Here is a 12260-nt window from a genome sequence, read left to right as displayed (position 1 = left end):
TGCAACCGGTTACTGTAACCGGTTTCTGTGATTGTGAAGAGGATCCAGAAATCAGCCATCCTGGATATTTGTTACTTAAGAGATATTTACAGAGCATAAATTCTTATGACAGATTACGCAGGATATTTGTCAGGAGGAAACAATGAGTTTGCAGTCCGTACAGCAGTTTTTTGCCGACAACGCGCCGGAAATAGAGGTAATAGAACTTAGCCAGAGTACGGCTACCGTTGCGCTGGCTGCTGCCGCCCACCGTGTAGAGCCGGGACAAATCGCCAAAACCCTATCGTTGAAGGTTAAAAATGAGGTGATTCTGGTGGTGGCGAAGGGTGATGCGCGTCTGGATAACAAAAAACTGAAAGACACGTTTGGCGCGAAAGCACGCATGCTCAGCAGTGATGAAGTGGTTACCGTGACGGGTCATCCCGTTGGTGGCGTCTGCCCGTTTGGGCTTGAAAACCCACTTGCGGTTTACTGCGATATCTCTTTAAAACAATACGCTGAAGTGCTCCCCGCCGCTGGCGCTATCCATAGTGCCGTACGTATTTCTCCGGACAGAATGGCAGAGCTGACTTCAGCAAAGTGGGTTGATGTGTGCATCTGAATGACGCGCCAGGGCATATCTGGCGCGCAAAAGGTACAGGTTACAAAAATGTCGGTTTGCTTAGCCCCACAGTTCGCGGTTCTCTAACCGGAAGATGGGTAAGAATATCCGCTGCATCAAGCAATCCTACGTCAGAATTCACCCCTAGCTTCACCATCGCATTAAACTTATGCGCGCGAATAGTCTTGATATTGCGTTCAAGCTGCGCCGCGATTTCGGGAATGGAATATCCGCATGACATATAACGTAAAATTGCTCTTTCCGTTGGGCTTAACATCCGGTTCTGACTGCAGTACCAGTGGTTAAGCATATTGTCATTAATGCGCAGCGTTTCGCTCAACAATACCACTAACTCCTTCAGCAGGTGTTCAAGGGTCACCGATTTACTGACCACACCGTGAAGACGTGAAGGCGAAAGATGGCTAATCAATCTCGCCTCCATCTCATCCGAGACCAGGATAATGCGCTGAATATGGCTATGCGTAAACGCGAGATCCCGCAGATGCGCCAGGCAGTTACGTCGTTCTTCTCGCGCATCGGAAAGCGAATAGATCAGCGAGAAAAAATTCACGTGTTGCAGTGCTTTCTTAAAGCCATCAAAATCATTAAACAGGTGCAGTTGATATTGGCTGAGTTCAGGCTGCGTAAAAAGATGCTGCAGCCCGACCGCACTCATCGAGCAATTTTCGATGATGGCGATATGTCTTGTTGAATCGGTTTTTTCCATTCCTCGAACTCTCCATAGGCTGACATTAAACTCAGCTCTCTCATTCCCTGTGTACTATTGATCCAGGCGTACATATCGGCATTACTCCGCAATGACAGCCTTCGCATCGCACTGTTTTTCTGCGCACTGATCGTTTTATTGCTCTTTTTAAGCAACGTAGCGATTTGGTTAATCCCCCACCCTTTGCCTAACAGGCGAAGCACCTTACGTTCTGAGTGCGTGAGCGCAATAAAGTGTTCGTCATCATCCTCACTTTCCTCAGGTTCTGGGGTTAATAACGTCTGGCTTATCCGTTCTGCGCGTTCACTCCCTGCCCGGATAGCGTTAACGACACCTTCGATAGGTTCCATATCAGAAAGCAGCGTGCTTTCCGGCCGCATAAGCAGCTCAACGGCAATAGGGTAAAACGGCCGGGAGACCAAAAAGATCCAGTGGATTTCCCGGTACTGGTTCAGTAAGCGGTAATACTCTTCGAGCGTACCCCGTGGGTTCCTGTATTCGCCTGAAACGTCGGCGATAATCACATCTGCGCGGCGCAACTGAAGCAGGGTTAACTCCTGCAGTGAGCGGCAGTAGGTCAATTCAAAATCGGGGAAATGACGTGCCATCACGTCCCCTAACCCATTCTGCATGACGGGTATCCGGCTAATGACAACGCCATGCTTACCAGGCAACGACAACATAGACCCTCCGTGTCCATTTTCCTTCGGTGCGTCATGTAAAACGCACCAAGGTATAAGTATTTTCTTCCCTGAGTATAAAAAGATTAATACAAGCAGAAGATGAGATATGTTCTTAGTTTAGGAAATGCCTAAAACAGCGCTAATATCTCACAAAGCGCAAATCAATTTAATTGTGCAGACATTAAAATAACAACAAAATAAAATTAGAATTTCTAAATACAAATATTTTATTATTTAAAATTAATAATTCATCGTATTAATAAATTAATCCTGTAAGTCGTCGTGACGAGGGGGGGGGTAACTGTTTGCATAAACCTTGATCTGACCCACAGCAAGAGCCACTGCACTTTGTGCTAAAAGTAGGCATTACGGGCCAACCGGCAACTATTCACCTTATCTTCGGGATAATACATGCAGGCAGATCGGTCAACGCAGCGTGCTATCACGCGGCTCTGTATTCAGTGCGGTCTTTTTCTGCTCCAGCACGGCGCGGAAAGCGCGCTGGTCGAGGAGCTTTCAACCCGGCTGGGGCTGGCGCTGGGGATGGACAGCGTTGAGAGCGCTATCTCATCCAACGCCATTGTGCTGACCACCATTAAAGACGGGCAGTGTCTTACGTCCACCCGTAAAAATCACGACCGCGGCATTAATATGCACGTTGTAACCGAGGTCCAGCACATCGTCATCCTGGCTGAGCATAAGCTTCTCGATCTCAAGGAGATTGAAAAACGTTTTAACCAAATCAAGCCATTACGTTATCCACGCTGGCTGGTCGTGCTCATGGTGGGGCTGTCATGCGCCTGTTTTTGTAAGCTCAATAAAGGCGGCTGGGACGGCGCGATCGTCACCTTTTTCGCCAGCAGCATCGCCATGTACGTGCGCCAGCTGCTGACGCACCGGCAGCTGCACCCACAAATTAACTTCTGCATTACCGCGTTTGTTGCCACTACGGTGTCTGGCCTGCTGCTGCGCCTGCCGCAGTTTGCCGCTACCCCGACGATTGCGATGGCCGCCAGCGTGCTTCTGCTGGTGCCGGGCTTCCCGCTGATTAACGCCGTTGCCGACATGTTTAAAGGGCACATCAATACCGGGCTGGCACGCTGGGCTATCGCCAGCCTGCTGACGCTGGCGACCTGCATCGGCGTGGTGATGGCGATGACGCTGTGGGGGTTACGAGGATGGGCGTGATAGATTTTCTGCTGGCGCTGGCACAGGACATGGCCCTGGCGGCCATTCCTGCCGTCGGCTTTGCGATGGTATTTAACGTTCCGCAACGCGCTCTGCCGTGGTGTGCGCTGCTGGGCGCAATTGGCCACAGCTCGCGAATGGTGATGATGACGGCGGGCTTTAACATCGAATGGTCGACGTTTATCGCCTCTATGCTGGTCGGCAGCATCGGTATTCAGTGGTCGCGCTGGTATCTGGCGCATCCGAAAGTGTTCACCGTCGCCGCCGTTATCCCGATGTTCCCTGGCATATCTGCCTATACGGCGATGATTTCCGCGGTGAAAATCAGCCATTTTGGCTACACCGAGCCGCAGATGATCCTTCTCCTTAGCAACTTTCTTAAGGCGTCCTCCATCGTCGGTGCGCTCTCTATCGGGCTGTCGATACCCGGGCTATGGCTCTACCGCAAACGCCCGCGCGTTTGATATTTGTGTTATTTCGCTGCCGTGGAGATAATCTTTCTGGTCCGTTTGGTAAAAATAAGGAAAGGATGTGGCTAACTCTGGCAGCGAACACCCCGATCACAGTGAAGAATCGAGCCTGAAAGAGAAAATTTTTCAGAGCGCTATCGCGCTGTTTGCCGAATTTGGACTGAACGGCGCCCGCATGGAGCAGATCGCGGAGAAAGCAGGTACCACCAAACGCATGGTCGTTTATCATTTTAAAAACAAAGAAAATCTCTACCTGCTCGTCCTGGAGTACGTTTACACCCAAATTCGCGCCAGCGAAAAGGCGCTTAGCCTGGCGGATATGCCTCCCGTCGAAGCGCTGGTCCATCTGGTTGAAGCCACCTTTGACTATCATGCCGACCACCCGGATTACATCCGTATTATCTGCATGGAAAACATGCAGCGCGGCCGTTTTATGCAGCAGTCAAACTATCTGCGGCAGGTCAACCGCAGCGCGCTCGACCTGCTGGAAGGCATCCTGCGCCGGGGCAAAGAAAAACAGCTTTTCAGCCAGACGGTTGACGCCCGCGACCTTCATCGTCTGATCAGTAGCTTCAGCTTTCACTACGTTGCCAACAGCTACACCTTCACCCTGCTGTTTGAAGAGGGTGCAGACGAGCAGGCCCAGCGCCAGCACTACCGTAAAATGGCCGTTCAGGTGGCGCTGCGTTATACCTGCCCCTAAAATTGCTTGCAATTAAATCGCGCACAATCTATATTCATTTCATGAACGCAAAAACGAACGACACGACCGCTGCGCTCCTGCTGGATAACCAGCTCTGTTTTGCCCTCTATTCGGCAAATCTGGCGCTTAATAAGCTGTACCGGCAACTGCTGGCGCCGCTAAACCTGACTTACCCGCAATATCTGGTGATGCTGGTGCTGTGGGAGCAGGATGACGTGACGGTGTCGGACATCGGTGAACGGCTGTTCCTTGACTCCGCAACGCTGACGCCGCTTCTGAAGCGTCTGGAAAGCGCAGGGCTAATCAACCGCCACCGCTCGCGTAAAGATGAACGTCAGGTCGCCGTCACGCTGACTGAAGCCGGACGTGAACTTCAGCAGCAAGCACTGGATATCCCACACGCGGTGGGGTGCGCCGCACAGTGTGATACCGACACCATGCTGGCGCTCAAGCAGCAGTTGGAACTTTTGCGACAACAGATTCAACGCGCGTAAGGCTATACTTTACGCGTTTTTATTTACCTATATACATCGCACGCTATTTAATAGCACATACAAAAGTAAGATGAGGAACCTGCCATGTCTTTAGAAAAAGTTGTTTATACTGCCAAAGCAAAAGCAACCGGGGGCCGTGACGGCCGCGCGACCTCTTCCGATGGCGTTCTGGACGTTAAACTGGGCGTGCCCAAAGAGATGGGCGGTATGGGTGGAGAAGTCACGAACCCTGAGCAGCTGTTTGCTGCGGGTTACTCTGCCTGCTTCCTGGGCGCGATGAAGTTTGTGGCGGCTCGCGACAAATTTACCCTGCCAAAAGAAGCGTTTATTGAAGGCGAAGTGGGTATCGGCCCGCTGCCGACCGGTTTTGGTATCGAAGCAAAACTGAATATCCACGTTGAAGGTATGGATCCTGCGGAAGCCAAAAAGCTGGTCGATGCGGCGCATATCGTTTGCCCGTACTCTAACGCGACCCGCGGCAACATCGACGTGACCCTGAATATCATCGCGTGATAACTGCCTGATGGCGCTGCGCTTTTCAGGCCTACGACTGTAGCCCCGGTAAGCGCAGCGCCACCGGGGAAATCCCCTCCATCCCCTCCCCTCTCTGTGCTACCATAAGCCCATATCACGCCCGTAGTAATCAGTTGAGTAAGCGTTATGTCCTCCAGAATTCTGACCACCAGCATTGCTGGCATTGATGCCTTTATGCGCGACCCACGCGGTGTGTTGACCCACGCCGAAGGCGGCACGGTTGCGGTTTTTGCCGACAACGCGCCGGCGTTTTACGCAATCACGCCGGAACGTCTGGCGCAGCTTCTGGAGATCGAAGCGCAGATGTCACGTCCGGCAAGCGACGTCACGCTGGATAACCAGTTTTTTGAAGAACCGGTTAATACCCCGCTAACCGTTCCGATGGGCAAATTTGTCCTGTACGCGGGCTGGCAGCCTGACGCAGATTTTCAGCGGCAAGCAGCATTGTGGGGCATTGCGTTAACCCAGCCAGCCACCGCGGAAGAACTCGCCGCGTTTATCGCCTGGTGGCAGGCGGAAGGCAAAGTGTTCACCCACATTCAGTGGCAGCAAAAGCTCGCGCGTCATCTTCAAATTACCCGCGCCAGTAACAATGGCCAGCCTAAGCGCGATATCAACACGTTTTCAGAACCGGATAAACAGATCCCGAGTGGATTCCGAGGTGCGAAATGAAGAACGTCGGCGACCTGATGAAACGTCTGCAAAAAATGATGCCAGCCAACGTGAAGCCCGCCTTCACCACGGGTGAAGAGCTGCTGGCGTGGCAAAAGGAGCAAGGTAAAATTCGTGCCGCCGCGCTCGCCCGCGAAAACCGGGCGATGAAAATGCAGCGCACCTTTAACCGCTCCGGTATTCGTCCCCTGCATCAGAACTGCTCGTTTGATAACTATAAAATTGAGACCAGCGGGCAGATGAACGCGCTCGCCGCCGCGCGTCAGTACGTGGATGAATTTGACGGCAATATCGCCAGCTTCATTTTTAGCGGCAAGCCGGGCACAGGTAAAAACCACCTCGCGGCCGCCATCTGCAACGAACTGCTTCTGCGCGGTAAATCGGTCCTCATCATCACCGTGGCCGATATCATGTCCGCCATGAAAGACACCTTCAGCAACCGTGAAACCAGCGAAGAGCAGCTTCTTAACGATCTGAGCAATGTCGATCTACTGGTCATCGACGAGATTGGCGTTCAGACCGAATCCCGTTATGAAAAGGTCATTATTAACCAGATAGTCGATCGCCGCTCTTCGTCCAAACGTCCCACCGGGATGCTGACGAACCACAACATTGACGAGATGACCCGCTTACTGGGTGAACGCGTCATGGACCGCATGAAGCTGGGCAACAGTCTGTATGTCATTTTCGACTGGGAGAGTTACCGCAGCCGCGTCACCGGCAAAGAGTATTAAGACAGTTCCAGGAATCGCCAGCAGGGCGCAGGTATATACTGGAACCCCTTCCGGCCCAAAACGGACCTTTTTGAGAAAGCCATTATGAAAAAACAGATTCTTATCAGCACCTTTTTAGGCGCGATGCTGATTACCGGCGCAGCACAAGCGGCTTCGTGGCAGGAGTCCCTGTCAAGCGCAGCGAATGAGCTGACCAAAGAGAGCAGCAGCGCCCAGGGCGGGCTCTCGGCCTCTTCTCTCACCAGCCTGCTGAGCAACAGTTCCCAGAGCCTGAGCGCGGGCACGATGAACAACGCGGCGGGGATTCTGGAATATTGCGCTAAGCAAAAGCTGGCCTCGGTGACCGACGCGCAAAACGTGAAAAACCAGGTGCTGGGTAAACTGGGTCTCGACACGCAGGAGCAAAAAGCAGATACCAGCTATATGGACGGCATTCAGGGCCTGCTTAACGCGCAAAACGGCCAACAGCTTAACCTGAGCACCCTCGGCAACTCCGCCCTGGCAAAACAGGTGAAAACCAAAGCCTGCGATCTGGTGCTGAAACAAGGCGTTAATTTCATCTCCTGAACCGCCCCATTTTCTGCCACAACACGCCGCGTTTAATGCGATAGGCTTGCATCGCGGCGTTAAACGAGCGTTTTTCCTACCTGCCACCGTCTCAGCGTCCGTTTGTCAGGATGCGACCATCCTCATAAAAACGATTTTATAAACCAAATCCTAACAACAGCACACTTTCGTGACACTAAAATTGCAGCTAAACGACATCGCCATTACATTGTCTTACCAAAAATAAACAGTTAGCCAGCGAAGCACCTGGCGTCATGAGGATATGCTGTTGTCAGAATTCATCTCTCTTATCCTTTTTCTGGCTTCCGTCGGCGTTTATGCCTGGAAAGCCGGCCGTAACACCTGGTGGTTTATCGCCACGCTGGTGGTGCTCGGCATTTTTATCGTTTTAAACATTACCTTATACGCCAGCGATTACTTCACCGGCGACGGCATTAACGATGCTGTGCTCTACACCCTGACGAACAGCCTGACGGGCGCGGGAGTAGGTAAATACATCCTTCCAGGGCTGGGACTGATCGTGGCGCTGGTGACGATTTTCGGCGCGCTCGCCTGGGTGCTGCGCCGCCGTCGCCATCTTCCTCACCATCATGGCTACAGCCTGCTGGCGCTTTTCCTGGCGCTGGCCTCCGTCGACGCCAGCCCCGCGTTTCATCAGATCACCGAGCTTGTAAAATCCCAGTCGCGCGATGGCGATCCGGACTTCGTGGCCTACTATAAAGAGCCGTCGAAAACGATCGCCAATCCGAAGCTCAACCTGGTCTACATCTACGGTGAAAGCCTGGAGCGCACCTACTTTGATAACGATGCGTTTCCGAACCTCACGCCGGAACTGGGCGCGCTGAAAAACGAAGGCCTCGATTTCAGCCACACCATGCAGTTACCCGGCACGGATTACACTATCGCCGGGATGGTGGCCTCCCAGTGCGGTATCCCGCTGTTCGCACCTTTTGAAGGCAACGCCTCCGCCTCGATGTCGACGTTCTTTCCGCAGAATATTTGCCTGGGCGATATCCTGAAAAACTCCGGCTATGAAAACTACTTTATGCAGGGAGCAAACCTGCGCTTTGCCGGAAAAGATGTGTTCCTGAAATCCCACGGTTTTGACCACCTGTATGGCTCAGAAGAGTTAAAAACGACGGTTGCCGATCCGAGCTACCGCAACGACTGGGGCTTCTATGACGATACGGTGCTGGACGAAACCTGGAAGAAATTCGAGGAACTTTCCCGCGCCGGGAAGCGTTTTTCTCTCTTTGCGCTGACGGTAGATACGCACCATCCGGACGGGTTCGTCTCGCGCAGCTGTAAGCGAAAAAGCTATGACGTGGACGGCAAAAACAACAAGTCTTTCAGCGCCGTGACCTGTAGCCAGGAGCACATCGCCGCGCTGGTCGAGAAAATCAAAGCCTCGCCCTGGTTTAAAAACACCGTCATCGTCGTATCGTCTGACCATCTGGCGATGAAAAACAGCGCGTGGGACCAGCTCAGCAAGCAGGATCGCAGCAATCTTTTCTTCGTGCTGCGTGGCGACCAGCCGCAGCAGGAGTTAATCGCCACCAAACGCAACTCCATGGATAACGGCGCAACCGTGCTGGACATTCTGGGGGGCGACAACTTTATTGGCCTGGGCCGCAGCACGCTGTCGGGGCAATCCCTGTCGGAAGTGTTCCTCAACATGAAGGAAAAAATCCTCGCCTGGAAGCCCGACATCATCCGCCTGTGGAATTTCCCGAAAGAGATGAAAGACTTCACCGTCGATCGGGATAAAAACACCGTTGCCTTCTCCGGCAGCAATTTCCGCCTGCCGCTGCTGGTGCGAGTGTCGGATAGTCGCGTCGAACCGCTGCCGGAAAGCGAGTATTCCGCGCCGCTGCGCTTCCAGCTGGCCGATTTCGCCCCTCGCGATAACTTCGTCTGGATTGACCGGTGTTACAAAATGGGTCAGCTCTGGTCGCAGCCGCTGGCGCTCTCTACGGACTGGTGCGTCTCTCAGGGCCAGCTTGGCGGGGAGCAAACCGTGCAGCATGTCGACAAAGCCCAGTGGAAAGGCAAAACCGCCTTTAAAGATACGGTGATTGATACGGCTCGCTATCAGCACAACATCGACATGCTGAAAATCGTCGACAACGACATCCGCTATAAAGCGGACAGCTTTATCTTTAACGTGGCCGGCGCGCCCGAAGAGGTGAAGCAGTTTAGCGGCATCTCCCGTCCGGAGTCGTGGGGACGCTGGTCAAACGCGCAGCTGGGCAACGAGGTGAAAATTGAGTACACGCATCCGCTGCCGGAGCAATTTGATCTGGTGATCACGGCCAGGGCGTACGGGCCTAACGCGAATAAACCCGTACCGGTGCGTGTGGGCGATCAAGAGCAGACGCTGACGCTTGGAAATGACGTAAGCACTCACACCCTGCATTTTGAGAATCCATCGCGCAGCAGTACCCTGGTGATTGTGCCGCCAGACCCGCAGTCCACCAATGAAGGAAATATTCTCGGCCATTCACCGCGCCAGCTCGGGATCGGCATGGTTGAAATTAAAATCGTGAGTCGCGCAGGCTAATGGTCACCCTTAACCTCACCGTTCGGCCCACACATTCCGACGACGTTGCCGCCCTGCCCGCCATTGAGCGCGCGGCGGGCGAGCGTTTTCGTGACTACCCCGACCTCGCCTGGCTTGCCGATGGCGAGGTCATTTCCGCTGAACAGCATCTCGACTATGCCGAACGGGGGCTAAGCTGGCTGGCGCTGGCGAACGACCGTCCCGTGGGGTTTATCCTCACTGAAGCGCACCCTACGTCGCTGTTTATTGTGGAGCTCTCGGTCGATCTGGCCTGGCAGGGAAAAGGGATCGGTCGGCAGCTCATCGCCTGTGCGGCTGACCATGCCCGCCAAATGGGGCTGAGATCGCTGACGTTGACGACGTTCAGGGACGTACCGTGGAATGCGCCGTTCTATGCGCGGCTGGGGTTTGAAAAAATGACGACGCTGACGCCTGAACTGCGTCGGAAAAGGGAAGAAGAGACAGCGCACGGTTTCGCGTATGAAACGCGCTGCGCCATGCGCCTGCCTCTGTAATATCGCCCGGTGGCGCTGCGCTTACCGGGCCTACAAAACCCTGAACAGTGGGCCGGGTAAGGCGTAGCCGCCACCCGGCACAACACACGGCGTTAGAAGGTTTCCCAGTTATCACCTGCATCAGCGGTAACCGTTTTACGCGCCATCGCCGGTGCTGCAACGGTTTTCGCAGAAGCGAACTCGCGCGCTTTCATCTGCTCCTGCTGAATGCGGAACACCGCCACGGCCTGCGTCAGACGGCTCGCCTGCTCTTCCAGCGCCGCCGCCGCTGCGGCTGACTCTTCTACCAGCGAGGCGTTCTGCTGGGTCACGCGGTCCATCTCTGCCACCGCCAGGCCCACCTGGTCGATACCGCGGCTCTGCTCGTCGGATGCAGAGGCAATCTCGCCCATGATATCGGTCACGCGGGTCACCGCGTTCACGATCTCACCCATGGTTTCACCGGCGCTTTCCACCAGCGTTGAACCCACTTCCACGCGTCCCACGGAGTCTTCAATCAGGCTCTTGATCTCACGTGCTGCCTGAGCGCTGCGCTGGGCCAGGTTACGCACTTCCCCTGCCACCACCGCAAATCCACGACCCTGTTCGCCCGCACGCGCCGCTTCTACCGCCGCGTTCAGCGCCAGGATGTTGGTCTGGAACGCAATGCCGTCGATCACGCTGATGATATCGGCAATTTTCTGCGAACTGCCCGCGATGTCACGCATGGTTTGCACCACGTTGTCCACCACCTTGCCGCCCTTCTGCGCGGTTTCAGACGCGCTTAGCGCCAGGTGGCTCGCCTGACGGGCGTTCTCGGCGTTCTGCTTAACGGTCGCCGTCAGCTGCTCCATGCTGGCAGCGGTCTCTTCCAAGGAAGCGGCCTGCTGTTCAGTACGGGAAGAGAGGTCGTTATTGCCCATCGCGATTTCGCTCGCGCCGCTATAGATAGCGTTCGCGCCGTTACGCACGTCGCCCACGGTACGCACCAGCTCGCCCTGCATATGACGCAGCGAGTCGGCCAGTTCGCCCATCTCGTTAGAGCCTTCCACGTCGATGCGCTTCACCAGGTCGCCGCTGGCGATGTGGCGAATATTGTCAATGAGACGCGTCAGCGGAGAGATCAGCGCCTGCTTGATACCCAGCCAGACGGCCACAATCACCACCAGCACGGCAACCAGCACGCTGATCAGCACCCAGATAGCCTGAGTGTAAGAGCTGTTGCTGTCTTCAACCGCCATCTGGTACAGCTTGTCGTTCTGCTGCAGGTAGCTCACGTACTGCTTCTCGAATCCATCCTGGTAGCTCTGGGTCGGCTGGTCGAAGAAGGCGTTGATTTTGCCCGCCCCCAGCAGCTGAATCAGCTCAGCCAGCGCACCGTGGTAGATATCGTAGTTACGTTTAATTTCCAGCGCAGCGGCGTCGCTCTGACGCGGGTCGCGCGGCAGGGCTTCATAGTCAGCCCAGTTTTTTTCCGCCTGTTTCAGCGAGGCAGACGCAATCTGCATCAGATCGTTAACGGTCGCGCCGCTGCCGATATTGTTCTGATCCATCATGTAGCGGATGCCCGCGCGGTTCAGGGTATTACGGGTTTGCAGCAGCGCAACCCAGCTCCCGTTAAGGGTGGATTGTTGCTGACGAATGGTTTGCAGGACGGTGAAATTCTCTTTGTCATTCTTCAGAGCATTAAAGAAAAGACCACCGGATGTGAGTTGTAAAAGGCCAAATATCGCTAAAACCAGCATTAAGCTGGTGACAATCTTGATACGGTTTAACATGTTTTCTCTTTCCTCAGACAGATACAGAATTTTCGGCCTGGAAAGGGAAAACTTT

The 12260-nt window shown here is 54.2% G+C and carries 14 protein-coding genes; 11 read left to right on the top strand and 3 right to left on the bottom strand.

Annotated elements, in window-relative coordinates:
• The first annotated feature begins 142 nt into the window (after positions 1-142).
• Positions 143-601, top strand: coding sequence for a YbaK/EbsC family protein (locus IM314_RS09065; RefSeq protein WP_023331967.1), 459 nt, complete (start codon positions 143-145; stop codon positions 599-601).
• A gap of 40 nt (positions 602-641) precedes the next feature.
• Here IM314_RS09065 and bglJ read toward each other — a convergent pair whose 3' ends face one another.
• Entirely contained in the window at positions 642-1277 is a 636-nt protein-coding gene (bglJ, locus tag IM314_RS09060; protein WP_041911299.1) for a DNA-binding transcriptional activator BglJ, read from the bottom strand.
• Positions 1274-2011 carry a LuxR C-terminal-related transcriptional regulator gene (locus IM314_RS09055; RefSeq protein ID WP_041911300.1) on the bottom strand — a complete coding sequence of 246 codons (738 nt, stop codon included), beginning with the start codon at positions 2009-2011 and terminating at the stop codon, positions 1274-1276. The genes bglJ and IM314_RS09055 overlap by 4 nt, the downstream gene beginning before the upstream one ends.
• Before the next feature lie 411 nt (positions 2012-2422).
• Here IM314_RS09055 and IM314_RS09050 point away from each other — a divergent pair, with 411 nt between their 5' ends.
• From IM314_RS09050 to IM314_RS09005, 10 genes are all read left to right on the top strand, one after another.
• Positions 2423-3199 (top strand): threonine/serine exporter ThrE family protein, encoded by a 777-nt coding sequence (locus IM314_RS09050; RefSeq protein WP_028015422.1) that lies wholly within the window; start codon positions 2423-2425, stop codon positions 3197-3199.
• Positions 3190-3663 carry a threonine/serine exporter gene (locus tag IM314_RS09045; protein WP_163332677.1) on the top strand — a complete coding sequence of 158 codons (474 nt, stop codon included), beginning with the start codon at positions 3190-3192 and terminating at the stop codon, positions 3661-3663. The genes IM314_RS09050 and IM314_RS09045 overlap by 10 nt, the downstream gene beginning before the upstream one ends.
• A gap of 67 nt (positions 3664-3730) precedes the next feature.
• Positions 3731-4372, top strand: coding sequence for a TetR family transcriptional regulator (locus IM314_RS09040; RefSeq protein ID WP_028015420.1), 642 nt, complete (start codon positions 3731-3733; stop codon positions 4370-4372).
• Positions 4373-4413: 41 nt separating this feature from the next.
• Positions 4414-4866, top strand: coding sequence for a MarR family winged helix-turn-helix transcriptional regulator (locus IM314_RS09035; RefSeq protein ID WP_193358547.1), 453 nt, complete (start codon positions 4414-4416; stop codon positions 4864-4866).
• Between the two features lie 84 nt (positions 4867-4950).
• Positions 4951-5379, top strand: coding sequence for an organic hydroperoxide resistance protein (locus IM314_RS09030; protein ID WP_013095463.1), 429 nt, complete (start codon positions 4951-4953; stop codon positions 5377-5379).
• A gap of 147 nt (positions 5380-5526) precedes the next feature.
• Positions 5527-6072 (top strand): primosomal protein DnaT, encoded by a 546-nt coding sequence (gene dnaT / locus IM314_RS09025; protein WP_028015418.1) that lies wholly within the window; start codon positions 5527-5529, stop codon positions 6070-6072.
• On the top strand, positions 6069-6806 hold the full coding sequence (gene dnaC, locus IM314_RS09020) for a DNA replication protein DnaC (protein WP_193358548.1): 738 nt from the start codon (positions 6069-6071) through the stop codon (positions 6804-6806). The genes dnaT and dnaC overlap by 4 nt, the downstream gene beginning before the upstream one ends.
• 84 nt (positions 6807-6890) lie before the next feature.
• Entirely contained in the window at positions 6891-7373 is a 483-nt protein-coding gene (locus tag IM314_RS09015) for a DUF2501 domain-containing protein (RefSeq protein WP_045631108.1), read from the top strand.
• A 268-nt stretch (positions 7374-7641) separates the two neighbouring features.
• Positions 7642-9933 (top strand): phosphatidylglycerol--membrane-oligosaccharide glycerophosphotransferase, encoded by a 2292-nt coding sequence (opgB, locus tag IM314_RS09010; protein WP_193358549.1) that lies wholly within the window; start codon positions 7642-7644, stop codon positions 9931-9933.
• The gene (locus IM314_RS09005; protein WP_193358550.1) at positions 9933-10448 is read left to right on the top strand and encodes a GNAT family N-acetyltransferase; all 516 of its coding nucleotides are present in this window, start codon (positions 9933-9935) and stop codon (positions 10446-10448) included. The genes opgB and IM314_RS09005 overlap by 1 nt, the downstream gene beginning before the upstream one ends.
• A 92-nt stretch (positions 10449-10540) precedes the next feature.
• On the opposite strand, the gene tsr is transcribed toward IM314_RS09005, so the two are convergent.
• Positions 10541-12205 (bottom strand): methyl-accepting chemotaxis protein, encoded by a 1665-nt coding sequence (tsr, locus tag IM314_RS09000; protein ID WP_041912068.1) that lies wholly within the window; start codon positions 12203-12205, stop codon positions 10541-10543.
• Positions 12206-12260: the final 55 nt, after the last annotated feature.

The sequence above is a fragment of the Enterobacter cloacae complex sp. P42RS genome, from assembly GCF_014930595.1.
In the GTDB taxonomy this organism is placed as follows: Bacteria; Pseudomonadota; Gammaproteobacteria; order Enterobacterales; family Enterobacteriaceae; genus Enterobacter; species Enterobacter bugandensis.
Note: the sequence above shows the minus strand (reverse complement) of the source record. Positions and strands in the feature narration are given on the sequence as shown.

What these genes read in the sequence shown, in the direction of transcription:
- IM314_RS09045 (WP_163332677.1), top strand. Translation starts at nt 3,190, where the DNA reads ATGGGCGTGATAGATTTTCTGCTGGCGCTGGCACAGGACATGGCCCTG.
- IM314_RS09050 (WP_028015422.1), top strand. Translation starts at nt 2,423, where the DNA reads ATGCAGGCAGATCGGTCAACGCAGCGTGCTATCACGCGGCTCTGTATT.
- IM314_RS09055 (WP_041911300.1), bottom strand. Translation starts at nt 2,011, where the DNA reads ATGTTGTCGTTGCCTGGTAAGCATGGCGTTGTCATTAGCCGGATACCC.
- IM314_RS09065 (WP_023331967.1), top strand. Translation starts at nt 143, where the DNA reads ATGAGTTTGCAGTCCGTACAGCAGTTTTTTGCCGACAACGCGCCGGAA.
- IM314_RS09005 (WP_193358550.1), top strand. Translation starts at nt 9,933, where the DNA reads ATGGTCACCCTTAACCTCACCGTTCGGCCCACACATTCCGACGACGTT.
- dnaT (WP_028015418.1), top strand. Translation starts at nt 5,527, where the DNA reads ATGTCCTCCAGAATTCTGACCACCAGCATTGCTGGCATTGATGCCTTT.
- IM314_RS09030 (WP_013095463.1), top strand. Translation starts at nt 4,951, where the DNA reads ATGTCTTTAGAAAAAGTTGTTTATACTGCCAAAGCAAAAGCAACCGGG.
- tsr (WP_041912068.1), bottom strand. Translation starts at nt 12,205, where the DNA reads ATGTTAAACCGTATCAAGATTGTCACCAGCTTAATGCTGGTTTTAGCG.
- bglJ (WP_041911299.1), bottom strand. Translation starts at nt 1,277, where the DNA reads ATGAGTGCGGTCGGGCTGCAGCATCTTTTTACGCAGCCTGAACTCAGC.
- dnaC (WP_193358548.1), top strand. Translation starts at nt 6,069, where the DNA reads ATGAAGAACGTCGGCGACCTGATGAAACGTCTGCAAAAAATGATGCCA.
- IM314_RS09015 (WP_045631108.1), top strand. Translation starts at nt 6,891, where the DNA reads ATGAAAAAACAGATTCTTATCAGCACCTTTTTAGGCGCGATGCTGATT.
- IM314_RS09035 (WP_193358547.1), top strand. Translation starts at nt 4,414, where the DNA reads ATGAACGCAAAAACGAACGACACGACCGCTGCGCTCCTGCTGGATAAC.